Consider the following 22,418-nt stretch of genomic DNA (forward strand, 5'->3'; position numbering starts at 1 on the left):
GCCGCCGCGCCGTTCGCTGCGGATGAGCCGCGCATGGACGACGCACGCTGGCGCGCGCACGACCTGCTGCGCGTCGCGCGCCATACCCCGTCAGGCGACGAGCCGGATTGGGTACGCGCCGCGCTTGCCCGCGCGCCCTGGGTGGTCGTGCGGCGCACGCGCGCGGCGGCGGGGTTCGTGGCGGTGGGCGTGCGCGGCGGCGTACGTTCCGAGCGTTTCGGCACATGGCTCCATACTGAGGATATCGAATCATCTTCCGGTCCGGAGGATCTGCTCGGCGTCGAACCGCTTCGCGCACGCCGCGCACTGCCCGCATTCATCGCGCTGGCTACCCTGCGCACTAGCGCCGCGCCGTTGCGCAATTTCGTTTGGGGCCCCACCGGCAGCGCCGGTTTCGAACTCGCCACGGGCGTTCCCACGCTCACGGCATCGAGCGATCTCGACATCCTGATTCGCCTGCCGCAACGCATCTCACGCGCGGCGATCGATTCGCTGGCGCAGGCGCTCGCGCAAGCCGCCAGCCGCTCGGGCACGCGCATCGACGCGCAACTCGAAACGCCCGCGGGCGGGGTCGCGCTCGCCGAACTCGCGGCGCACAAGCCGCGCGTGCTGGCGCGCGCTTCCAGCGGCGCGCAACTCGTCGCCGATCCGTGGCGAGCAGCATGACGCTCGCCCTGCTCTTTCCCGGCCAAGGCGCGCAAAACGCAGGCTTCCTCCACAAGCTGCCGCAGCACGACGCCGTGCGGGCGACGCTCGACGAGGCGTCGGCGGCACTCGGCTTTGACATCCTTACGCTCGATAGCGACGACGCCTTGCGCTCTACGGTTGCCGTTCAGATCGGCCTCACGGTCGCGGGCGTGGCCGTGGCGCGCGCGCTCGCGCACGAAGGACTCACGCCGCAATTCAGCGCAGGGCTTTCCGTAGGCGCCTATGCGGCCGCAGTAAGCTGCGAGGCCCTGGCGTTTGGCGACGCGCTGCATATGGTACGCAAACGCGCCGAGCTGATGGAAAGTGCATGGCCCTCGGGCTATGGCCTCACGGCCATCGCGGGGCTGAGCGAGACGCAGGTCGAAGCGCTCGCGGATGCGCATGCACGCGACAGCGGCGAGCAAGTGTACGTGGCGAACGTCAACGCGCCGCGCCAGATCATCGTAGCCGGCGCCGATGGCGCGCTCGAAGCCTTCGCGGCCCGCGCGCTCGCCGCTGGCGCGCGCAAGGCGCAACGGCTCGCAGTGGCAGTTCCTTCGCATTGCGAACTATTGGCCGATGCCGCCGATACGCTCACGGAGTGGGCGCGCGACATGCCGTTTCGTACGCCGCGTAGTGTGTATGTCGACAATCGCGGCGGCAGGCCGCTCTACCACGCCGACGCCATCCGCACCGATCTCGCCACCAATATGCGCTACACGGTGCGCTGGTACGACGCGCTCACGGTCATGATCGAGTCGGGCGCCAGCGTGCTGGTCGAAGCGCCGCCCGGCCAGGTGCTCACGGACATCGCGCGCGAGCAGTATCCCGAGGTGACCGCGCTCGCGGGCTCGGGTTTGCCGCTGGAGCGTCTTGTCGCGATCGTGCGGCGCCGGCTCGGCGAGGACGCCTGATCGCAGCGCAAATGCCGAATTCGGCGTTTATGCGCATAAATTCTTATTTGATTTTTTGCGCGAAGCCGCTCGCGCGCATGGCCGCCGCATCGAAAATCAGCGAATTGGCACTTATTTTCCGCGATTCAGTGGTCTATTTCCGCAAATCGGGCGTTACCACACGAAACGTGAGGTTCACGCGCTCGCCACTCACCGCAGGCTCCTTTGGCACGCGGTGCCGCCATTGGGCCTGAGTCTTGCCCTGCATCACGAGCAGACTGCCACTCGTCAACTGAAAAGAACGCACCACGCCCGTCGCGTTGTGGCGCAAGTCGAAACGCCGCGTCGCGCCGAGGCTCAGCGAGGCAATCACCGGCTCGGGGCCGAGTTCAGGTTCGTGGTCCGCATGCCAGCCCATGCTGTCCGTGCCCGTGCGGTAACGATTGAGCAGCACGCTGTTGAAGCGCACGCCGCAAAGCGCCGAAATGGCGTCGCGCAGTTCGGCTACCTGGCTGGTCCACGGCTGCGGGACGTTTCGGATGCCTGAGTAGATGTACACCGCACCCTCGTCGCCCTGCCAGGCCGTGAGGCGCGGCTGGTCTACCCAGCCGCCGGGAGTGCGAATGCGTTCCTGGCGCCAGTCGGCCTCGGCGATGATGCGCGCGAGCGCCTCGGCGGCCGCCTCCGGCGCGAGCCATGACGGATGCCATGCCACGTCCGGGGCAGGCGTATCGTCGAAAAGATCGAACATCGGGAGTGCTTCAATCGAACGGGAAAGCAGACAGTTTCGCATGGCGCGGACCCGGCCGCCGCGCACCCTCGCTTCTCGCAGGATAGCGAATCAACCGAAACCGCAAACAAGCGAATCAGGTGAGCAATGCGATGTAGAACACCGCGGCGCCGATGAGCGCGCCGACGAAGCAGAAGCCTTCGGCGGGTTCGTCGGTGGTGCGAGATCGCAGCCAGGCGCCCAGTACGCCGAACATGCCCGCAATACCGAGCGCGACGAACACCATCACGACGTCGAATAACGCGCTTCGGCCAATTTCGAGAATATCGATGTTCTTGACCGCGATATACAGCGCGATGGCCATGATCGAGAGAACGACCATCGGCAGCATGACATGGCTGCCCTCGTGCCCGACGTGACGACCATGCAGACCCTCATGCAGCCCATGTGCGACCGGCCGGATACCTTTCATGATCCGTCTCCCCCAGAGCGCCCGAACCGCGCGGGCCTCATTACGAGCATAGTCCACCGCGAGGGCCGATTCAATGGACGTTTAATAGAGTGTGCCCGGCCCCACGAGAACATAGTGCGACGAGCGGGAGCACGCTGGCAATCGAGGGAAATGCCGCACCGCCACAGCACGGCCGATAGAGCGTCAAGGCCCATGCATACACGCATGCATGTATGTCATGCGCAATCGGTAGGCTCTTTCGTGATGCATCGCGGCGTGCATCTTGGGAAACGGCCGCACCGAACGGCACGAAGTCTGCTGCGCCGGTAAAATGCAACGCAGCCTACTGTGCTGACTTTTCCACCGGATTTTCGAGCGGGCCTCGACGATTGGACTTTGCTGCAGCGCGCCGTGCCCTGCGCGGCAGCCCGCGTCGGTCCGCTCCCCTCCGTTTGCGCCGCCATGCCCCGACTCTCGTTTCTGGTCCGCTTCATTGCCATCGGCGTGCTGCTGCATGCTTATGTCGGCTTTCGCCTGATTCCCGACCTGCCGGTGCCCACCGTCGGCAAATGGCTGGCCGTGCTGTGGCTCGTGCTCTCGGTGCTGTTCATCCCGCCCGGCATGCTCGCGCGGCGCTTCAAGCGCCAGCCGCTCGGCGACCGCCTCGCCTGGATCGGCATGCTCGCCATGGGCTTCTTCTCGTCGCTGCTCATGCTGACGATCGCGCGCGACATCGTGCTCGCCTCGGCCATGACCGTGGAGGCACTGTGGCCCAAAGCCATCGATCTCGCCGGCTGGCGCACCGTGAGCGCCGCCGCGGTGATCGCGCTTGCGTTCCTCTCCTCCGGGTTCGGCTTCTTCAACGCGCGGCGGCGTGCGCGCGTGCGCAACGTCGAGGTGCCGATTCGCGGCCTGCCCGCCGCGCTCGACGGCTTCACGATCGTGCAACTGAGCGACATCCATGTCGGCCCGACGATCAAGCACGGCTACGTCGATGCCATCGTGCGCGCCGTGAACCAGCTCGACGCCGACGTGGTCGCTATCACGGGCGACGTGGTGGACGGCAGCGTGGCGCACCTCGCCGCGCACACCGCGCCGCTCGGCAAGCTCAACGCGCATCACGGCGTGTATCTCGTGACCGGCAACCACGAGTACTACTCGGGCGCGGACGCCTGGATTGCCGAGTTCCGCCGCATCGGCCTCACGGTGCTGATGAACCAGCATGTGGTGATCGAGCATGGCGGCGCGCGGCTCGTGCTGGCCGGCGTGACCGACTACACGGGCGGCCAGTTCGATCCCGCGCACCGCAGCGATCCGGCCGAAGCGCTGCGCGGCGCGCCCGCCGACGTCAACACGCGCGTGCTGCTCGCGCACCAGCCGCGCACGGCCCACGCCGCCGTCGACGCGGGCTTTACGCTGCAACTCTCCGGCCACACGCACGGCGGCCAGATTTTCCCGTGGAATTTTCTCGTGCGGCTGCAGCAGCCGTTCACTGCGGGCCTCGAAAAGCTCGGCAGCCTGTGGGTCTACACGAGCCGCGGCACGGGCTACTGGGGGCCGCCCAAGCGCCTTGGCGCGCCTTCGGAAATCACGCGCGTGCGGCTGGTGGGCGCACAGTGAACCCCTGGGCGCGCTGCGCCCGACGGCCCGCGCGGCCTTGCCGGTATCATCGGACGATGCCGCCGTTCGTCCGCCTGCCGCTTTAACTGGAATCCATCGCACATGGAAGGCAACAAGCAGCTTCACCAGACATCGTTCTATTTGCTGTTGTTCACGGTGTCCATCGCGCTTTGCTTCATCCTCGCGCCGTTCTTCAGCACGGTGCTCTGGGGCGCCATACTCGCATTGATCTTCCAGCCAGTGCAGCGCCGGCTCGTTGCCCGGCTCGGGCGGCGGCGCAATATCGCCGCGCTCATTACGCTCACCATCTGCCTCGTCATCGTGATCTTTCCGCTCACGCTGGTGACGGCCACGCTGGTGCAGCAGGTCGCCTTGGCATATCAGGGGGTGCGAAGCGGCAGCCTCGACTTCGGCGCCTACTTCACGCAGATCGTCCATGCCATGCCCGAGTCGATTCAGAACCTGCTAGCGCGCTACGACCTCATGGATCTGCCCGGGCTGCAGCAGCGACTTTCGGCGGGCGCCGCAGAGATCAGCCAGTTCGTCGCCACGCGTGCTTTCTCCTTCGGGCAGAACACGCTGCAATTTCTGGTGAGTTTCGGCGTGATGCTCTATCTGTTCTTTTTCCTCGTGCGCGACGGCCGGGAAATTTCGCGGCTCGTGCGCGACGCCATTCCGCTCGACGAACAGCACAAGCTGCATCTCATGCGCAAGTTCACGACGGTGATCCGCGCAACGGTGAAGGGCAACGTGGCCGTGGCTGTCGTGCAGGGCGGCCTGGGCGGCATCGCGCTCTGGGTGCTCGGAATTCAGGGCGCGCTGCTGTGGGGCTTCGTGATGATGCTGCTCTCGCTGTTGCCCGCCGTGGGCGCGGCGCTCGTGTGGGGACCCATAGCGATCTACTTCCTCTCCACAGGCGCGGTGGCGAAGGGCGTCGGGCTGATCGTCTTCGGCTCCGTCGTGATCGGCACCGTGGACAACGTGCTGCGCCCCCTGCTCGTGGGCAAGGACACGCGCCTGCCCGACTGGGTCGTGTTGATCTCGACGCTCGGCGGCATTTCGCTCATCGGCATTAACGGCTTCGTGATCGGGCCGCTCGTCGCTGCGCTTTTCATCAGTTGCTGGGACTTGCTGCGCAAGGACCAGCACTACATCGAAAACGAAAGCACCCCCGTGGAAGACGAGCCCGTGTAAGCGCCGCTTCCGGGCCGCATCAGTGCGGCGCTAGGGCGAAACGTGCAGCGGCACGCCGGCGCGGCCCTGGCGTGCAATCCCTGCAACGGGCGCTTCGGGTGCTTCTGCGCCGTCCACGGCCACCGAAAACCCGAACGTGTTGACGCCGTCTGCACTGCGCACGAACACCGTGCCGCCGTGCATTTCCGCCACGGCCTTGACGATCGACAGCCCGAGCCCGTGATTTTCGTGGCTGTTCGAGCGAGCCTCCTGAATGCGGTAGAAGCGGTCGAAAATATGCTCGCGCGTCACCGGATCGAGCGGCTCGCCGGGATTCGAAACGGCGATCTCGACGTGACCGTTCTGCGGCGCGACCGTGGCGCGCAGCGTCGTACCGGGCTGCGAATGCTGGATCGCGTTGACGAACAGATTGCTCATGGCTCGGCCGATCAGCGACGTATTCACCCATGCGCGCGCATCGCCTTGCACTTCCACCCGCAGTTGCGCCTCTTCGAGAGGCATCTCCAGAAAATCGAGCATGCGTTCGATCTCCGCGCGCAACGACACTTCCGTGAGGTCCGTCGCGCGTTCGCCGCGATCGCTGCGCGAGAGGAACAGCATGTCGTTCACGATCACGCGCAATCGTTCGAATTCCTCAAGATTCGATTGCAGCGTCTGTTGCAGCTGCTCGACTGAACGGTCGCGCGTGAGCGCCACCTGGGTCTGGCCAATCAGGATGCTCACCGGTGTGCGCAGCTCGTGCGCCACGTCGGCGTTGAACGATTCGAGCCGCTCGTAGGCCTTGTCGAGGCGTTCGAGCGCTCCATTGAACGACGTGGCGAGCTCGTGCAGTTCCTCGGGCAGTTCTTCCGCATGCAGGCGCTGGCGCCGGTTCGACGGGCTCAACTGCGAGGCCTCGCGCGAGAGCCGCGTGAGCGGCGCAAGACCGAAGCGCGTCACCGCGCGGCTCAGCAGCGCGACCGCGATGGTGGACAGCGCGATCAGCACGCCAAGCGCAATACCAAAGCGCCGCAGCATGCCTTCGGTGCGCACACAGTCGCTGCCGACCATGAGTTTCACCTGGGGCCGGTCACCGCTTGCGGGCACGATAAAGGTCGTCGTAATGACGTCGTAGCTGCAACCCGGCGGGCGCACGAGCAGATGATTGGGGCCCACGTCACCGGTGACCTTGCCGACGATGGGCGTACCGAAACGAAAGCGCGGATCCGGGCCTTCGACGTAGTAGTGCATACGGCTATCCGCAGGCGAGAGGTCGCGCAGCTTTTCCTGCACGAAGGCCCACTTCTGCACGTCCGGTGCGTGCGCAACGATGAGGCTCGCGATGCGCGCGCGCGTGTCGAGCGTTTCGCGCAGCTCGTTGAAGAGCTGACGCTGCATCAGGAAAAAGAGGCCCGCGCCCGTGAGCGTGAACACGATGAGCGACACCGCTGCGAACATCGCCGAAAGCCGCAGCGAGATCGAGCGTTTCATGACGTCTGGCCTCCTTCCTCGCGCATTTCGAGCACGTAGCCCATGCCGCGTATGGTGTGCAGCAGTTTCGCCGCGTGCGGGCCGTCGAGCTTGGCGCGCAGCCGCTTGATCGCCGTTTCCACGACGTTCGCATTGCTTTCGAAATTCACGTCCCAGACCAGCTCGGTGATGAGCGTCTTCGAGAGAATCTCGCCGCGCCGCCGCGCGAGCACCGAAAGCAGCTGGAATTCCTTCGCCGTGAGATCGAGGCGCACGCCGTCGCGCGTCGCGCGGCGGCTGATGAGGTCCACCTGCAGATCGCCCACCGAAATCAGCGTGGATTCCTGCGTGCGTGCGCGCCGCGTGAGCGCGCGCAGCCGCTCGACGAGTTCGAGGAACGAGAACGGCTTCGTGAGATAGTCGTCGGCGCCGTCGCGCAGGCCATGCACGCGATCGTCCACGCGATCGCGCGCCGTCAGCATGATCACCGGCGTGTCCTTCTTCGTGCGCACCGCGCGCAGCACGCCGAAGCCGTCGAGCTTCGGTAGCATGACGTCGAGCACGATCACGTCGAAGTCGTATTCCGTGGCCATCCACGCGCCTTCCTCGCCGTCCATGGCGACGTCCACGACCCAGCCCTGCTCCGTGAGTCCGCTACGCAAGTAGTCCACGACCTTGCGTTCGTCTTCGATAACCAATACTTTCATGCCCGCCCTCCTCTTGGCGCGCTGACCTGGCGGTGCCGGCCGATGCGGCCCGCGACCGCCGTTGCGCGCTTTTATATGCCCTGGTGCCGGGCCCGCTCAAGCCCTCTCGTGCCGCTTGTATCCACGCTTTCAGCCCTTGCATGGGGCTCAGCTTCTGCCCTCGGCCTTCGGCACTTCGCGGCAGGTGCCCGCGCTGCATGCCGTCTCGCGATCGCCGGCGCTCCAGCCGCCGCCCAGCGCCTTCGCGAGAAAGACTACCGTGGCGACCTGCTGGCCGTGAATCTGCACTTCCTGGCGCTCGCTGGCAAGCAACTGCTGCTCCGCGTTGAGCACGTCGATGAACGCGACGAGCCCGCCCTGATAGCGGTCGTTGGCGAGTTCGAAGGACTTGCGTGCGTCGTCCACGGCCGCCTGGCCATCGGTCGAGGCGCGCTCCAGCACCGAAAGGCCGGTTACCGCATTTTGCACCTCCTGGAACGCGGTGAGCACGGTCTGACGATAAGAGGCCTGCGCCGACTCGTAGCCTGCCTGCGCGAAATCCACGCCCGCCGCGCGTTTGCCGCCGTCTAACAGCACCTCGCTGGCCGTCGCGCCCACCGACCACATGAGGCTCGGCACGGAAAAAAGGCCGCCAAAACGCGTCGATTCCCACCCGAATGTGGGCGAAAGCGTGATATCCGGAAAGTAAGCAGAGCGCGCCACGCCGATCTGCGCATTGGCCGCGGCCATCGCGCGCTCCGCCGAGGCCACGTCGGGCCGCCGCTGCAACAGCTCGCTCGGCAGCCCCGTGGGTAGCGCGGGCACCGGCAGTGGCGTGAGCTTCTGCGCAATCGTGAATTCCGGCGCGGGCTTGCCGACCAGCACTGCAATGGCGTTCTGCTCCTGCTGCCGCTGGTTTTCGAGCAGATGCACCTGAGTTTGCGTGGCCGCGAGCTGGGCTTTTTGCTGTAGCAGTTCCAGACCGGAAACCGCGCCGAGATCGTGCTGCGCGATCACGAAATCGAGGGCCTTTTGCTGCAGTTGCGCCGAGCGGTTCACCACGTCGATCTCGTTGTCGAGTTCGCGCATGGCGAAATAGTCGGTGGCGAGTTCGGCGGTGAGCACGAGGCGCGCGTTGGCGAGATCGTCGCCGGCCTGCTGCGTCGACGCCTGCGCCGACTCCACGATGCGCCGGATGCGCCCGAACAGGTCCAGCTCGTAGCTCACGGTCGCGCCGACGCTCACCTGGTTCTGCACCGTCGACGTGTTGGGCGTCCCGTAGTTCGTGAGCGGCCGGTTCGCGGAAATGCGCTCCCGCGCGAGGCCCGCGTCGAGCCCGACCTGCGGGCCTTGCTGCGACGACACCGAAGCGAGCGTCGCGCGAGCCTGCGCGTAGTGCGCGGCGGCCACGCGCAGCGTCTGGTTCTCGGCGAGCGCCGCGGTTTCCAGATTGTCGAGCTCGGCGTCGCCGAATGCCTTCCACCACAGCGGATCGAGCGGCGCATGCGAAGGCTGCGCCGCGTGCCAGTATGAATCGGCGGAATCGACGCGCCAAGCCGCGGGACTTTGCGTTTGCGGTGCGTGATAGTCAGGGCCTACGGTGCAAGCCGCGAGACCGAGCGCGCCGAGCGCCGTGACGTAAGCGAGCGGCCGTTGCCGCGTGTTCTGCCGCATCGTCACGTCGCGCTCCGCCTGGCGGCCTCGTGCGCCGCTTCCGTCTTGTTCGGCGCTACCACGACGACGCTGTCGCCATCCGCGATCGAGTCGCTCGGGTTGAGCACGACACGATCGGTCGGCGCGAGCCCGCGGCTGATTTCGAGCGTCTGCCCGAGGTCCTGCGCGATTTCCACCGCCTTGAGCCTGATCTTGCCATCCGCGCCGACTACGGCAAGACGCGGGCCTTCCGAGCGGAACAGCAGCGTGTTGCCGGGCACCGTGAGCAAGCCTTTGGCGTCGGTCTGCAAGGCGGCCTGCACGTAGGCGCCTGGCAGCAGCTTGCCGTCGTGATTAGGCAGCGAGATTTCGGCCTGCAGCGTGCGCGTGGCCACGTTGATGGCCTGCGCCGTGCGCGTGACGGTGCCGTCGAACGTCACGCCCGGCAACTCCTGCTCGGTCACGCTCACGTGCTGGCCGACCGCTACCTGCTGCGCGTAGGTCTGCGGCACGTCGAGGTAGAGGCGCAGCGGGTCGGACTGCGCAATCGAAAAGAGCGCATGACCCGCCCCGCCGTTGCCCGCGTTCACGAGGTCGCCAATATCGACGTTGCGCTGCGTGATGACGCCCGTTATCGGCGCGACGATGCGCTGGAACGACTTCATCTCCGTGAGGCGGCGCACGTTCGCATCGGCGGCGGCGAGATTCGCCTGATCCGTGTTGAAGGCGCCCTGGCGGTCGTCGAGTTCCTGCTGCGAGACCGCATCGCGCTGGCGCAATTGCTGCGCGCGATCGAACGAGGTCTTCGCGAGCGCGAGCGTCGAGGCGGCCTGATCGCGCTGCGCCTGCGCCTGGGCGAGTTCCTGATCGATCTCGGGCGTATCGATCTCGGCTAGCAACTGCCCTTGTTGCACGTGCGCGCCGATATCGGCGTACCAGCGCCGCACGTAGCCGTTCGCACGCGAGTAGATCGGCGCTTCGACAAAGCCGCGCAGCGTGCCCGGCAGCACGATGCGGCCGTCCGCGCCCGCGGCCACCGGTTGCACGACGCTCACATACTGCTTCGCGTTCTGCTTTGTGACGTCGGCGAGATGGTGGGCGTTCATGAGGTTCGACACGATCGTGCGCGTGGCGCCCGCAGCCAGCAGCAGCGCGACCACGATCAGCGCAAAGCGTGCGCGCTTGCCCGCCTGGCCGCGCGCCGGCAGGTCGATGCCCTGCTCGCCGCCCACGGCAATGTCGAGAGATGAATGGTGGTGAGGTTCGTTCATGTCTTCGGCCATAATGACTTAACGGGTATCGCCCCGTGCGCCGCGGCGCTGCGCCTCGCGCTCGCGTTTCGCGGCGGCGCGGTGGGCGAGCCGGGTATGCACGGTCGCAAACATCAGAGGTACGAACAATAGCGTGGAGACCGTAGCGAACAGCAGGCCACCTATCACCGCGCGCCCGAGCGGCGCATTCTGCTCCGCGCCTTCGCCGAGGCCGAGCGCCATCGGCACCATGCCGATCATCATGGCGAACGCCGTCATGAGCACGGGGCGTATGCGGGTGGCGCCCGCTTCGAGCGCGGCGGCGAGCGGCGTCGCGCCGGCGGCAAGACGCTGCCGCGCGAACGAGACCACGAGAATACTATTCGCGGTCGCGACGCCCACGGTCATGATCGCGCCGGTGAGCGCGGGCACGCTCAGATGCGTGCCGGTGATGAACAGCATCCACGCAATGCCCGCGAGCGCGGCGGGCAGCGCGCTGATGATGATGAGCGGATCGGCCCACGACTGGAAGTTCACGACGATCAGCAGATACACGAGCACCACCGCCATCGCGATGCCGACGCCCAAGCCCACGTACGACGAACGCATTGTGCCGATCTGCCCGCGCATGGTGATAGTCGTGCCGCGCGGCGCATGCGCCTGGACATGCCGGATGATGTCGTTGATGTTCACGCCCACGGAGCCCAGGTCGCTGCCCTCCACGCTCACGAGCAGGTCTATCACAGGACGAATGTTGTAGTGCGTGACGATGGCCGGCCCGCTATGCGGATTGAGCTGCACGAGGTTGCTCACGAGTTGCAGCGGCGCATTGGGGTTCGTCGTGCGCGCGGAAACAGGCGTACCCATCACCTCGTTCATGGAGGTTTCGCGATACTGCGGTGTTTGCACCGTGAGCGGATATTCCACGCCGTTTTGCGGGCTCACCCAGAACGCGGGCGAAGTCTGTGTGCTGCCCGAGAGCGCAATCAGCACGTCCTGCGCAACGTTTTGCGGACTCAGGTTCAACTGCTGCATGCGCATGCGGTCCATCGCGAGCGTGAGCGCAGGTTCGTCGTTGCGCTGCTCGATATGCGCATCAACAGCGCCCGGCAGTTGCCGCACCTGCTTGAGCAGCGTGCTCGCAAGCGCCATGTCCTGGTTCAGGTTCGCGCCCACGACCTGCACGTCGATCGCGGCAGGCTGACCGAAGTTGAGAATCTGCGTAATGATGTCCGCGGGCTGGAAGAAGAACTCGACGCCCGGAAAACGTTGCGGCAGCAAGGTCCGCAGCTTGTCGATATAAATGCGCGAGGGATCGTGATCGGGCTTCAGCGCGATTTGTATTTCGCCGTCGAGCGTACCCATCGTCCCCGCGTTGCTGTACGAGAGGTTGATGCCGCTATAGGGTAGGCCGAGGTTGTCGACGATCGATTCGAGTTGATCGGGCGGCACGACTTCGCGAACCACCTGCTCCACCTGGTCGGCCAGGCGCGCGGTCTCCTCGATGCGAAAGCCCGTCGGCGCACGCATGTGCAAACGAATATTGCCCGCATCGACCGAAGGAAAGAAGTCGCGGCCAAGGAAAAACACGAGCACCAGCGAAAGCAGGCAGAACGCTAGAAAAGTACCGCCAAAGAACTTGCGGCGCGCGAGCAGCAGGCTCAACAGCGCGATGTAGTTGGCGCGCACGCGCTCGAACGCATGATTGAAGCGCCAGTGAATGCGGGCGAAGAGCGAGCGCTGAGCGCGCTGCGCATGCGCGGTGGGATCGTGGCCCTCGAAGAGCAGCATGGCGAGCGTCGGCACCAGCGTGCGCGAGAGGATGTACGACGCGATCATCGCGAACACCACGGCTTCCGCAAGCGGTACGAACAGAAAGCGCGCCACGCCCGTGAGGAAGAACATCGGCACGAACACGATACAGATGCACAGCGTCGAGACGAGTGCGGGCACCGCGATTTCGCCCGCGCCTTCGAGAATGCCCTCGTGCAGTTTCGCGCCCAGATGCAGGTGCCGCTCGATGTTTTCGATCGTGACCGTCGCGTCGTCTACCAGGATGCCGACCGCGAGCGCGAGGCCCCCGAGCGTCATGATGTTGATGGTCTCGCCAAGCGCGTAGAGGGCGATGATCGAGGAGAGAATCGACAGCGGAATCGACACCGCGATGATGAGCGTGCTGCGCCAGTTGCCGAGAAAGAGCAGGATCATCGCCGCCGTGAGCGCGGCCGCGATGAGCGCTTCGCGTACTACGCCCTGCACGGCGGCGGAAACGAAGACGGACTGGTCGAACAGCGGCTTGACGACGAGGTCGGCTGGCAGCGTGTCGCGCGCCTTCGGCAGCAGGTCCTTGAGTGCGCCCACCACCTGCAGCGTCGACGCGTCGCCGGTCTTGAGGATCGACATCAGCACGCCGCGCTGGCCGTCCTGGCGCACGACGTTGGTCTGCGGTGTGAAGCCGTCGCGCACGTGCGCCACGTCGCCCAGGAAAGTGGTCGCGCCATTCACCGTCTGCACGGGAATGCGGTTCAACCCGGCGAGCGTATCGGGCGATGCATTGGTGTCCACACGATATTCGGTCTGCCCGAGCTTGGCCGTGCCCGTCGGCAAAATCAGGTTCTGCGCGTTGACGGCATTGACGATGTCGGCGGGCGTGAGGCCCTTCGAAATGAGCGCGCGCGTGTCGAGGTCCACGGAAATCACGCGCGTCTTGCCGCCATACGGGTAAGGCACCTGCGCGCCGGGAATCGTAATGAGCTGCGGGCGCAGAAAGTTCATCGCGACGTCGGCGAGCGCCTGCTCGCTCATCGACTTGCTGGAGAGGCCGAGCTGGATCACCGGGATGCTCGAGGCCGAATAGCTGATGACGAGCGGGGGCGTCGCGCCGGGCGGCATCTGCTTCACCTGCGCCTGCTCCGATGCAACGGCCTGCGCGATCGCGGTTTGCAGGCTTGCACCCGGCTGCAGGAACAGCTTGATGATGGCGATGCCGGGCAGCGACTGCGACTCGATGTGCTCGATATTGCTCACGGTGGTCGTGAGGCTGCGCTCGTTGACCGAGGTGATGCGATCGGCCATGTCCTTCGCGGAGAAGCCGTTGTACGACCAGATGATGCTGATGACCGGGATGTTGATGTTGGGCAGCACGTCGGTGGCCATCGACATGAGCACGAACGGCGTGGCCAGCACGATCAGGATGGCCATCACGATGAACGTGTACGGTCGCTTCAGCGCGAGATTGACAATCCACATGTCAGTGTTTCGGACAACTCAGGCGAGGGGTTGAGACGGGGTCGCATTCGTCCAGCGGGTGCCGCATCATAGGCAATGGCGGTGGCAGGTCGCTGTCGCCAATATGGCGAAACTGACAGGCAACGCGCGAGACGCGCGAAAGCGCTCGGGAACGCCGATAGATCGGCGCTTCAGCGTCGCGAAGCGCCGGAAATTTGTAGCCGCGAAACGCGCCGCAAAGGCTCGCGCTTCGCGAAGACTTCTTTAACTGCTTCAGTTCACAAGACGCAGGCGCTCCAGGTCGTGCGTGTTGTGACTGCGGCCGCGGCCGCTGCGCGCACGCGTACCGCGCGCGTCCGCGTGTGCATCCACCTCGTGCAGCGGTTCGTCGCATGTGGCAAGCGCAGCCTCCTGCTCGGCAAGGACGAGTGGCACCTTCTCGCGCAGAAACTCGACGAAGGTGCGGATCTTCGCGTCCAGATAGCGGCGCGAAGCGTACAGCGCGTAGATGTTGAGTTTTTGCAGAGTATGCGTGGGCAGCACGCGCACCAGCGTACCGTCGGCGAGACCGGGCAGCGCCACCGGCACCGGCAGCGGGCCGATGCCCATGCCTTCGCGTATGGCGAGCGCAAGCGCTTCGGGATTGTTCACCTGGAACGGCGTCACGCCCGTATGCCGGAAGGTCTCGCCGAGTGGCCCTTCGGAAACCCATTGGCCGGCGGGCAGGCTCGCATCGGTCAGATGAAGACAGGTATGCGCCTCGAGGTCGTCGAACGATTGCGGTTCGCCGCGCGTGCGCAAATACGCAGGCGAGGCACAGAGAATGGCAGCGGTGCTGCCCAGATGCTGGGAGATCAGCGCGGAGTCCTCGAGTTCGGCAGCCACCACGACCGCGACGTCGAAGCCCTCCTCGATGATGTCGGGCATCTGCTGCGCGATGGTGAGATCGACCGACACCTCCGGCAGATGCTGCTGATAGCGCGCGATGAGCGGCATGACGTAGTGCTGTCCGAAACTCGTGCCGCCGTACACGCGTAGCTTGCCCGCTGGGTTCGCGTGCGCAGCGGCCGCTTCGGCTTCGGCCTGCTCGATGTCGGCGAGTATGCGCTTGCAGCTCTGAAAGTAACGCTCGCCCGCTTCGGTCAGCGACATGCGGCGCGTGGTCCGGTTAAGAAGCCGCGTGCGCAGGCGCGACTCGAGGTCGGTGACCGCGCGCGAGACCTGCGCGGTCGTCATCGTTTCGCTCGCCGCAGCGCGCGTGAAGCTGCCAGACTCCACCACTCGCACGAAGACCCGCATATTGCGCAGCGTATCCATCAGAAACTCCCGTTCATTCGGCCTGCCTTCCCATCTCCATACGAATGAGAGCAGTTTCGCCCACGAGCCGTGGCCTGATCCTGACTCGAACATGACAGCGCGGACAGCTTGGCGCAAAGCCCTGTCCCGCGTATGATCCACGAGCCGCCGGGGCGCACTGCAATGCCCCGCCGCGCCTTGCACGAGAGCCGCAAGGCATGCGGCCCGCCCTGCGCTTTCATGACAAAACGATGACTCTCGAATTCGCCCTGCGCCTTCTCGCGGCGTTCGCCTGCGGCGTCGCCATCGGCCTTGAACGCCAGATTCGCCAACGCACGGCCGGTCTGCGCACGATCACGCTCGTGGCAAGCGGCGCATGCTTGTTCGTCACGCTCGGCGTGCTGACCGGCAATGGCTCGACCGGCGTGACGCAAATCGCCGCCTATGTCGTCTCTGGCGTGGGCTTTCTGGGCGGCGGCGTCATCATGCGCGAGAAGGGCTCGATTCAGGGCATCAATACCGCCGCGACGCTATGGTGCTCGGCGGCCGTAGGCGTGCTGTGCGGAGCGGGCCATTACGGCCCGGCGGTGGCCGGCACCGTCGTCGTGCTGCTCACGAATACCGTGCTGCGCGAAGTGAGCCGCATCATCAACGCGTCGCCCGTTTCCAATGCGGATCTCGTGCGCGCTTATGTGCTTACGGTGGTCTGCCGCGAAGAGGACGAAGTCCATATCCGCACGTTGCTTTCGAACTCTTTGTACTCCACGCCGCTTTCGTTCCAAAGCCTCACGAGCGAGGACGTGGCCGGCGATCCGCCGCGCCTGCGCGTGACGGCGACAATGCGCCTGCATCCGAAGTACCAATCGAAGCTGGAACTCCTGGCGAACCGCATGAGCATGGAGAAAGGCGTCTCGAGCGTAAGCTGGACCGCCACGGAACCCGAAATCGCGCCCGAATGAGCGCTTGCGCACTGCGTCGGCCTGCATTCCTTACGAATGCATTTCTGATTCATTGCGTTTTTTAAAACTATCGGCGGCGGTTTTCAAGAACTGTCAATTCTGGCCGCGTTTCATGGACGCCTATTCGCCCTTGGACTAAGCTCCATTCACCGTGATTCGTTCACGCCAACAAGGGGAGTCTATTCATATGCAACACGGCATCATTGCCTGGCTCATCATCGGCGCAATCGCAGGCTGGCTCGCTGGCGTTCTTGTCAAAGGCGGCGGCTTCGGATTGTTCGTCGATATCATCGTCGGCATTGTCGGCGCGTTCATCGGCGGTTGGCTTGCCGGGGTGCTCGGCATTCATATCGGCGCCGGCATCATCAGCTCGATCATTACCGCCATTATCGGCGCGGTCATTCTGCTCTTCATCATCCGCCTCGTGCGACGAGCGTAGCGAATTCGCGCTGTCGATGAAAAACGGGAGCACCGTTGCCGGTGCTCCCGTTTTGTTTTGTGTGCTTCTAAATGCGAGCGCTTTGGACGTTAGGCGTTCGCGACGAGTCCGCCCATCGCTTCGGGCAGCATCGTACCCGTTTGATTGAAGCGCAGATGCATTTCATACGCGCGCGCGAGATCGTGCGGCGTCTGGCCGCCGAACTTGAGTGCGTCGCGATAGTAGTCGCGCAGCAGGTCGCGATAAAGCGGATGCGCACAACGCTCGATCACGAGGTTTGCACGCTCGCGCGGCGCGAGTCCGCGCAGATCGGCTAGGCCTTGCTCGGTGACGATCACGTCCACGTCGTGCTCGTTGTGATCGACGTGCGGCACCATCGGCACGATACTGGAAATGCGGCCGTCCTTCGCAATCGCCTTGGTCGCGAAGATCGCGCACGACGCATTGCGCGCGAAATCCCCCGAGCCGCCAATGCCGTTCATCATGTGCGTGCCGCCCACATGCGTGGAATTCACGTTGCCGTAAATGTCGCATTCGAGCGCGGTGTTCAGCGCAATCAAGCCGAGGCGGCGAATCACTTCGGGATGGTTGCTCACTTCCTGCGGACGCAGCACGAGCTTGTCGCGATAGCGGTCGAGTTCGGCGAGCACCTGAGCCTGGCGTTGCGCGGAGAGCGTCATCGATGCGCCCGAGGCGAATACCATCTTGCCGGAATCGATCAGATCGAACGTCGAGTCCTGCAATACTTCGGAGTACATCGTAAGCGCTTCGAACGGCGAATCCACGAAGCCCGAAAGCACCGCGTTCGCAATCGTGCCGATGCCGGCCTGCAGCGGCGGCAGTTGCGCGCTCATGCGGCCGTGCTTCACTTCGTGCTGCAGGAATTCGATGAGGTGCCCGGCGATGCGCGCGGTTTCTTCGTCGGCGGGCAGCACGGTCGAGGGGCTGTCCGCTTCGTTCGTGATGACGATGGCGGCGATCTTCTCCGGCGGAATTTCGATGGCGGTCGTACCCACACGGTCCTGCGGACGCACGATCGGCAACGGATCGCGATGCGGGCGGCGGCCAGGAATCCACACGTCATGCAGGCCCTCGAGCGCGAGCGGCTGCGCGAGATTGATCTCGACGATCACCTTCTCCGCGAGAATCGCGAAGCTCGCCGAATTGCCGACCGAGGTGGTCGGCACGATCGCGCCGGTTTCCGTGATCGCGGCGGCTTCGATGATCGCGAGATCGAGTTTGCCGAGCAGGTTCGCGCGCAGCATCTCGACGGTTTCCGAAAGATGCTGGTCGACGAACATCACTTCGCCGCGGTTGATGGCCTTGCGCAGCGTCGCGTCCACCTGGAATGGCAGACGGCGCTCGAGCACCCCCGCTTCGGTCAGCATGCGATCGACGTCGTGGCCGAGCGAGGCGCCCGTCATCAGCGTAATGCGCAGCGGCTCTTTCTCTTCGCGCGCGCGGCGCGCCAGTTCGAGCGGCACGGCCTTCGTGTCGCCCGCGCGCGTGAAGCCGCTCGCGCCGACGCGCATGCCGTTGCGCACGAGTTGGGCCGCCTCGGCAGCCGAAGTGATTTTCCCGCGCAAGGCGGCACAACGAATACGGTCTTCGTACATCAAAGTCTCCACAAACTCTCTGATCGCCTGGTGCCTATTTTCAGGTCTTGCATCGGCGGTCGTGCACTGCGAGTTTCACAAAACACTGTTGCAGTGTTTTGTGCAGCCACAATGCGCAAAGCCGCGGCACCCATTTGAAGGCGTCGCGGCACAAGATTTCAGCGTACGCCTGCACATGGCTGGCGTGCTCTCGATCTCAGCTACCGAAATAAATATTGCAGAAGCTGACCGGGCCGACGCATTCATCCTTCTTTGCCGGCTTTACGATTTCGCGGTGGGCGGGCGCTTGCGCTGCCTGCGGGGCAGCGGACTGCGCAACCTGCTGGGGGACGCTCGCTGCCGGTGCTTCGTTCTGTGCATAAGCAGCGGCGGCGGCAAACAGCGAACAGGCAACAACAGCGATCTTCAGGGACTTCATTTTACTCTCCAGTGCTAATGGGTACTGCGAAGCAGTGATGTGACTATATGACCCAGGGTCGAAATGATTAAGAAGGCGGCGTGGAAGGCATATTTCCAGACTGCAGCAAGATCGCGCGGGGTCCGCATTTTCATTGTGTATTCAACGATCTGCGCGGCGCCCGAGTGCGACGTGCGCGGCGCGCCAGCGGCCCGAGCGGCGCATCGCGGTCGAGCAGCGCGCTGCGAATGAAGTGCAGATGGCTCAGCAACCGTTGCGCCTCATGCCGCCTCTCCCGCTCGTGATGCACGGTGGCAAGCGCCTCCTGGGCGATCCAGGTCGCGGCGCGCACGGCGCTGAGCGCGTGGTCGAGCGCGACCCCGTCTGGGTTCTCGAAAAGGTGCGCGATGTCCTCCTGTACGCGCACGAGCGCCTCAGGCCAGCGCGCGTCATGGCGGTCGAGCCAGGATGCCGCGTGCGCCTCGTTGCGCAGATCGACCACGGCGTGCCCGACTTCGAGCGTGACGAGCATCCAGCGCAGCGCGCGCCGGTGCGCCTGGCGGCGTCCGTTCAACAAGAGCCTCAACTGGTGCATCAAATCGTGCGTACCGGACTGGAAGCGCTGCCCGAGGCCATCGAGCTCCCCATGACAAGCCAGCACGACCTGGCCGCGCAACGCTACGCACATGCGCTCGACGAGCCAGCTCATATGCGGCGGAAACACCACCGAGAAAGCGAGCGAAGCGACCAGCATCGCGGCGACGACGGCGATGCCGTTGTTGACCAGCAGATCCGGCGTGTAGACGATCACATTGTCCGGACCGGCCAGCAGGCAGAAGAACACCGAGAAGCCGACGCCATAGCCCGCTATGCGCGAGCGCGTGGCGAGAAAAGCGCCGATGGCGAGCACAGGAACGAGTGTCGCGCAGAGCAACGGGAAGCCATCGACATTGGGATAGACGTAGCAGGTGAAGAGATAGCCCGTCACGGCGGCAAAGCCCGCACCCACCGCCATCTGCACGGCCATGCGCGACGCGTTCGGCGCCGACGAGGTGAGCGCGCACGTGAGTGCGGCCGCGATCATCGCGAGGCCGCCGCTCGGCCAGTCGGTTTCGACCCAGAACCAGCCCAGCGCCGCCACCACTACGGCCGTGCGCACGAAGGTGAACGCCACCACGTACCAGCTCGTGCGGGGCACGTAGCGCGCGGCGCGCGGCTCCTGCGCAGGACGCGCTTCCATGAGCGATGCCCACGAGCGGCTGTAGCGCACGATTTCGGCCGTGAAGCGATAGATGAGTTCGGCCGAGGTGTCGAAGTCGGGCAGCGCTTCGGGCAGCGCATGTTCGAGCGGCCGCCGCGTCTCGCGCACATGACGCGGCAGCGTGCGCTGGAACGCTTCGAGCCCATCGGCGAGCCGCCGGGCATAGGCGCGATCGGTTTCGTTGCGGCTCGGCCGCTGGGCGAGCAGCGCGGCCAGCTCGCCGAAGTATGGCGCGAGCGGTGTGATCGCCGCGTCGCTCCAATGCAGCCTTTTGAGCAACTGACGCAACGCGTGCAGTCGCGCGCAGGCATCCATGAATTCGGAATTCAGCCGCGAAAGCAGGCCGCTGCGCGAGCGCATCGTCGGATCTTCGAAAAATGAGAAAGCGCGCGTGGCCTCGAAGCCGACGACATCGTCGACGAGACTCGCAAATCGCCCTTCGAATGCGCCCCTTTCGAGCCGCCTAGCCAACACCGCCGCAGCGAACGCAGTAAAATTCAGATAGCGTGAGCGCAGGGTGCGATCGAGCAACGAGCCCGACTGCCGGGGCACGATCACCGCGCTGACCATGCCCGAGCAGAGAATGCCAACGGCCACTTCGGCGCCGCGGCCGAGTGCGGCGAGAAAGAGACCGTTGGGCTGCATCACGAGCGGAATGCCGATCAACGCCGCCGTGTAGCCGGCGAGCACGAAACCGTACCAGCGGAAATGGCGATTCCTCATGGCGGCGGCCGTACATGCGGCCACCCACCCCGTCATCCCGAGTATGTAAAGTTCGGGCTCCTGGACGAACACGGCGCCCAGCACTACCGCCGCGACCATTCCCACCGCAGTGCCGACGATGCGATAAAAGCTCTTGGCGAACACCATGCCCGAGAGCGGCTGCATCAGGACGAACACCGTCGTCATCGCGATGCGCGGCTGCGGCAGATCCAGCAGCATGGAGATTCCCATGGCAAGCAAGCCGGCCGCGACCGTTTTCAGCAGATGGATCCAGATCGCGCCGTCGCTGGCCTGCCAGTCGCGCAGCGCCCGTCTGGCGGCGCGCCATATGATCTCCGCGCGCCGACGCGAGTCGAACGCTCGATGTATCGCAGGCTGGCGGCTCATGACAAACGTTCGGGCTGTTTCGAAGACAGGGGCCGATTGTAGGAGCGTCATTGCGCCGCATTAATGGGACGTGCGGGGAACCTCCGTTCCAGATCACTCAACAATGGTGCGCCCCGAGAGGCGGACAATATCGTTTCTGTACCGAACAAGAAGGCAAGAAGGTCTGATGGATACGTTACAAAACATGCGCGTGTTCGTGCGCGTCGTGGAAGCGGGCAGCTTCACGGCCGCGGCTCAGTCGCTGGATTCGACCACCGGCGCGATGTCGCGCGCGGTGTCGGAGCTCGAAGCGCATTTGCGCACCCGCCTGCTCAATCGCTCGACACGCCGGCTCGCGCTCACACCCGCCGGCGAGCGGTATCTCAAGCGCTGCTCGCAGATTCTCGCGGATGTCGATAGCGCAGAAGAAGAAGCGAGCTGTGCGCACGAACGCCCGGTCGGGGCGCTGCGCATGCACAGCTTCGCGAGTATCGGTCAGCAGTACGTGCTGCCGGCGATTTCGCGCTATCGAGCACTGCATCCCGAAGTCACCGTCGAACTGACGCTCTCGCAACGCATGCCGGATCTCTTCGAGGGCAGCAGCGACGTCTCGGTGGTCACGGCGTCATCGCTGCCGAATTCCGATCTCGTGTCGCATCAGCTGGGTTCGACGTACAGCATCCTGTGTGCGTCGCCTGGGTATGTGCATACGCACGGTGCGCCGCGCACACCCGCCGATCTCTCGCATCACGATTGCCTGATTCTGAAATCGCCGGCGTTCCCGGCGCATGAGTGGACGCTCGAGGGACCCGACGGCAGCGTCGAGATGCAGGTGGACGGACCGGTGCAGGTGAATATCGCGGAATCGCTCGCAGTGGCGATACGCGAGGGGATGGGGATCGGGATGCTGCCGGTCTACGCGGCAATTGAAGGACTGCGTAACGGTACGCTCGTACGGGTGCTGCCGAAGCACAAGCTGCAAAAGACGAACGTGTACGCGCTTTATCCGTCGCGCAAGTTCGTCGATGCGAAAACCAGGACGTGGGTGGAATTCTTGCGCGCACACGTTCCGCAAGTCATCGAGCGCGACCTGGCGCTGCTTGAAGAACTGACTCAAGAGCAGCTTGCGGACGTCGCAGACGAGGTTGCTTTGGCGAAGGACGCCGCGGCCGCAGCAGCTGTGCAGAAAGCGGCGCAGTAAGCCTGCGCTTGCGCAAGCGGTTAACGAATAAAGCCGTCCACAAGACGGCTTTTTTTCATGCATCGGAAGATGCGTAAACGCCAGAACCCCGGTGCTCTTTCGGAGACACCGGGGTTCGGGACGTTACAGCATAAGGAGCCTGACGATTACCTACTTTCACACGGGCAATCCGCACTATCATCGGCGTGGAGCTGTTTCACGGTCCTGTTCGGGATGGGAAGGGGTGGGACCAGCTCGCTATGGTCATCAGGCATGACGGGTTGCTGCGTCGACTCGGGTCTTTCGGACCTGGCGCCACAGCCAATCGGGAAGAAGCGTA

Annotated in this window: 18 protein-coding genes and 1 rRNA gene; 7 read left to right on the forward strand and 12 right to left on the reverse strand. The window is 64.8% G+C overall.

The genetic code is table 11. From position 1 onward, the window contains the following. Nucleotides 1-33 precede the first annotated feature (33 nt). Complete coding sequence (locus M3I53_RS30635; RefSeq protein WP_309249556.1) at nt 34-666, forward strand: malonate decarboxylase holo-ACP synthase; 633 nt, start codon at nt 34-36, stop codon at nt 664-666. Then, nucleotides 663-1,601 (forward strand): malonate decarboxylase subunit epsilon, encoded by a 939-nt coding sequence (mdcH, locus tag M3I53_RS30640; protein WP_254319571.1) that lies wholly within the window; start codon nt 663-665, stop codon nt 1,599-1,601. Before M3I53_RS30635 ends, mdcH begins: the two co-directional genes overlap by 4 nt. 133 nt (nt 1,602-1,734) lie before the next feature. Here mdcH and M3I53_RS30645 read toward each other — a convergent pair whose 3' ends face one another. Both M3I53_RS30645 and M3I53_RS30650 read right to left on the reverse strand, forming a co-directional pair. Continuing rightward, nucleotides 1,735-2,331: an alpha-ketoglutarate-dependent dioxygenase AlkB gene (locus M3I53_RS30645; protein WP_254319572.1), complete on the reverse strand. Its 597-nt coding sequence runs from the start codon at nt 2,329-2,331 to the stop codon at nt 1,735-1,737. Between the two features lie 115 nt (nt 2,332-2,446). Further along, nucleotides 2,447-2,782 carry a hypothetical protein gene (locus M3I53_RS30650; RefSeq protein ID WP_069268713.1) on the reverse strand — a complete coding sequence of 112 codons (336 nt, stop codon included), beginning with the start codon at nt 2,780-2,782 and terminating at the stop codon, nt 2,447-2,449. Between the two features lie 441 nt (nt 2,783-3,223). On the opposite strand from M3I53_RS30650, the gene M3I53_RS30655 reads away from it, so the two are divergent. Next, complete coding sequence (locus M3I53_RS30655) at nt 3,224-4,381, forward strand: metallophosphoesterase (protein WP_254319574.1); 1,158 nt, start codon at nt 3,224-3,226, stop codon at nt 4,379-4,381. A 102-nt stretch (nt 4,382-4,483) separates the two neighbouring features. Further along, entirely contained in the window at nt 4,484-5,575 is a 1,092-nt protein-coding gene (locus M3I53_RS30660; RefSeq protein ID WP_254319576.1) for an AI-2E family transporter, read from the forward strand. Between the two features lie 30 nt (nt 5,576-5,605). On the opposite strand, the gene M3I53_RS30665 is transcribed toward M3I53_RS30660, so the two are convergent. From M3I53_RS30665 to M3I53_RS30690, 6 genes are all read right to left on the reverse strand, one after another. Further along, nucleotides 5,606-7,045, reverse strand: a complete 1,440-nt coding sequence (locus M3I53_RS30665; RefSeq protein ID WP_254319578.1) for a heavy metal sensor histidine kinase — start codon at nt 7,043-7,045, stop codon at nt 5,606-5,608. Then, the gene (locus M3I53_RS30670; RefSeq protein WP_028205637.1) at nt 7,042-7,731 is read right to left on the reverse strand and encodes a heavy metal response regulator transcription factor; all 690 of its coding nucleotides are present in this window, start codon (nt 7,729-7,731) and stop codon (nt 7,042-7,044) included. Before M3I53_RS30670 ends, M3I53_RS30665 begins: the two co-directional genes overlap by 4 nt. A 147-nt stretch (nt 7,732-7,878) precedes the next feature. Next, nucleotides 7,879-9,384, reverse strand: a complete 1,506-nt coding sequence (locus M3I53_RS30675; protein WP_254319591.1) for an efflux transporter outer membrane subunit — start codon at nt 9,382-9,384, stop codon at nt 7,879-7,881. Nucleotides 9,385-9,386: 2 nt separating this feature from the next. Further along, nucleotides 9,387-10,634: an efflux RND transporter periplasmic adaptor subunit gene (locus M3I53_RS30680; RefSeq protein ID WP_254319579.1), complete on the reverse strand. Its 1,248-nt coding sequence runs from the start codon at nt 10,632-10,634 to the stop codon at nt 9,387-9,389. Nucleotides 10,635-10,652: 18 nt separating this feature from the next. Beyond that, a complete protein-coding gene (locus M3I53_RS30685) occupies nt 10,653-13,862 on the reverse strand; it encodes an efflux RND transporter permease subunit (protein WP_254319580.1) in 3,210 nt (1,069 codons plus the stop codon). A 252-nt stretch (nt 13,863-14,114) separates the two neighbouring features. Beyond that, the gene (locus tag M3I53_RS30690; protein WP_254319581.1) at nt 14,115-15,158 is read right to left on the reverse strand and encodes a LysR family transcriptional regulator; all 1,044 of its coding nucleotides are present in this window, start codon (nt 15,156-15,158) and stop codon (nt 14,115-14,117) included. A gap of 230 nt (nt 15,159-15,388) precedes the next feature. Here M3I53_RS30690 and M3I53_RS30695 point away from each other — a divergent pair, with 230 nt between their 5' ends. Together M3I53_RS30695 and M3I53_RS30700 are read left to right on the forward strand one after the other, a co-directional pair. Then, entirely contained in the window at nt 15,389-16,096 is a 708-nt protein-coding gene (locus M3I53_RS30695; RefSeq protein ID WP_254319582.1) for an MgtC/SapB family protein, read from the forward strand. Nucleotides 16,097-16,283: 187 nt separating this feature from the next. Continuing rightward, nucleotides 16,284-16,535 (forward strand): GlsB/YeaQ/YmgE family stress response membrane protein, encoded by a 252-nt coding sequence (locus tag M3I53_RS30700; protein WP_028205641.1) that lies wholly within the window; start codon nt 16,284-16,286, stop codon nt 16,533-16,535. Nucleotides 16,536-16,624: 89 nt separating this feature from the next. Here the strand turns inward: M3I53_RS30700 and M3I53_RS30705 are convergent, their stop codons facing one another. From M3I53_RS30705 to M3I53_RS30715, 3 genes are all read right to left on the reverse strand, one after another. Continuing rightward, complete coding sequence (locus M3I53_RS30705; RefSeq protein WP_254319583.1) at nt 16,625-18,151, reverse strand: acetyl-CoA hydrolase/transferase family protein; 1,527 nt, start codon at nt 18,149-18,151, stop codon at nt 16,625-16,627. Between the two features lie 196 nt (nt 18,152-18,347). Further along, nucleotides 18,348-18,569, reverse strand: coding sequence for a hypothetical protein (locus M3I53_RS30710; RefSeq protein WP_254319584.1), 222 nt, complete (start codon nt 18,567-18,569; stop codon nt 18,348-18,350). A gap of 130 nt (nt 18,570-18,699) precedes the next feature. Further along, nucleotides 18,700-20,919 carry an FUSC family protein gene (locus tag M3I53_RS30715; protein WP_254319585.1) on the reverse strand — a complete coding sequence of 740 codons (2,220 nt, stop codon included), beginning with the start codon at nt 20,917-20,919 and terminating at the stop codon, nt 18,700-18,702. Nucleotides 20,920-21,085: 166 nt separating this feature from the next. Between M3I53_RS30715 and M3I53_RS30720 the strand changes: the two genes are divergently transcribed. Next, nucleotides 21,086-22,099: a LysR family transcriptional regulator gene (locus tag M3I53_RS30720; RefSeq protein WP_254319586.1), complete on the forward strand. Its 1,014-nt coding sequence runs from the start codon at nt 21,086-21,088 to the stop codon at nt 22,097-22,099. A gap of 137 nt (nt 22,100-22,236) precedes the next feature. Here M3I53_RS30720 and rrf read toward each other — a convergent pair. Continuing rightward, a 5S ribosomal RNA gene (gene rrf / locus M3I53_RS30725) occupies nt 22,237-22,350 on the reverse strand. Between the last annotated feature and the right edge of the window lie 68 nt (nt 22,351-22,418).

The organism is Paraburkholderia sp. CNPSo 3272 (assembly GCF_024206495.1).
Classification (GTDB): Bacteria; Pseudomonadota; Gammaproteobacteria; order Burkholderiales; family Burkholderiaceae; genus Paraburkholderia.

Excerpts from the sequence above, each read along its gene's own strand:
- M3I53_RS30635 (WP_309249556.1), top strand. The coding sequence starts at position 34 with ATGGACGACGCACGCTGGCGCGCGCACGACCTGCTGCGCGTCGCGCGC.
- mdcH (WP_254319571.1), top strand. The coding sequence starts at position 663 with ATGACGCTCGCCCTGCTCTTTCCCGGCCAAGGCGCGCAAAACGCAGGC.
- M3I53_RS30645 (WP_254319572.1), bottom strand. The coding sequence starts at position 2,331 with ATGTTCGATCTTTTCGACGATACGCCTGCCCCGGACGTGGCATGGCAT.
- M3I53_RS30650 (WP_069268713.1), bottom strand. The coding sequence starts at position 2,782 with ATGAAAGGTATCCGGCCGGTCGCACATGGGCTGCATGAGGGTCTGCAT.
- M3I53_RS30655 (WP_254319574.1), top strand. The coding sequence starts at position 3,224 with ATGCCCCGACTCTCGTTTCTGGTCCGCTTCATTGCCATCGGCGTGCTG.
- M3I53_RS30660 (WP_254319576.1), top strand. The coding sequence starts at position 4,484 with ATGGAAGGCAACAAGCAGCTTCACCAGACATCGTTCTATTTGCTGTTG.
- M3I53_RS30665 (WP_254319578.1), bottom strand. The coding sequence starts at position 7,045 with ATGAAACGCTCGATCTCGCTGCGGCTTTCGGCGATGTTCGCAGCGGTG.
- M3I53_RS30670 (WP_028205637.1), bottom strand. The coding sequence starts at position 7,731 with ATGAAAGTATTGGTTATCGAAGACGAACGCAAGGTCGTGGACTACTTG.
- M3I53_RS30675 (WP_254319591.1), bottom strand. The coding sequence starts at position 9,384 with ATGCGGCAGAACACGCGGCAACGGCCGCTCGCTTACGTCACGGCGCTC.
- M3I53_RS30680 (WP_254319579.1), bottom strand. The coding sequence starts at position 10,634 with ATGAACGAACCTCACCACCATTCATCTCTCGACATTGCCGTGGGCGGC.
- M3I53_RS30685 (WP_254319580.1), bottom strand. The coding sequence starts at position 13,862 with ATGTGGATTGTCAATCTCGCGCTGAAGCGACCGTACACGTTCATCGTG.
- M3I53_RS30690 (WP_254319581.1), bottom strand. The coding sequence starts at position 15,158 with ATGGATACGCTGCGCAATATGCGGGTCTTCGTGCGAGTGGTGGAGTCT.
- M3I53_RS30695 (WP_254319582.1), top strand. The coding sequence starts at position 15,389 with ATGACTCTCGAATTCGCCCTGCGCCTTCTCGCGGCGTTCGCCTGCGGC.
- M3I53_RS30700 (WP_028205641.1), top strand. The coding sequence starts at position 16,284 with ATGCAACACGGCATCATTGCCTGGCTCATCATCGGCGCAATCGCAGGC.
- M3I53_RS30705 (WP_254319583.1), bottom strand. The coding sequence starts at position 18,151 with ATGTACGAAGACCGTATTCGTTGTGCCGCCTTGCGCGGGAAAATCACT.
- M3I53_RS30710 (WP_254319584.1), bottom strand. The coding sequence starts at position 18,569 with ATGAAGTCCCTGAAGATCGCTGTTGTTGCCTGTTCGCTGTTTGCCGCC.
- M3I53_RS30715 (WP_254319585.1), bottom strand. The coding sequence starts at position 20,919 with ATGAGCCGCCAGCCTGCGATACATCGAGCGTTCGACTCGCGTCGGCGC.
- M3I53_RS30720 (WP_254319586.1), top strand. The coding sequence starts at position 21,086 with ATGGATACGTTACAAAACATGCGCGTGTTCGTGCGCGTCGTGGAAGCG.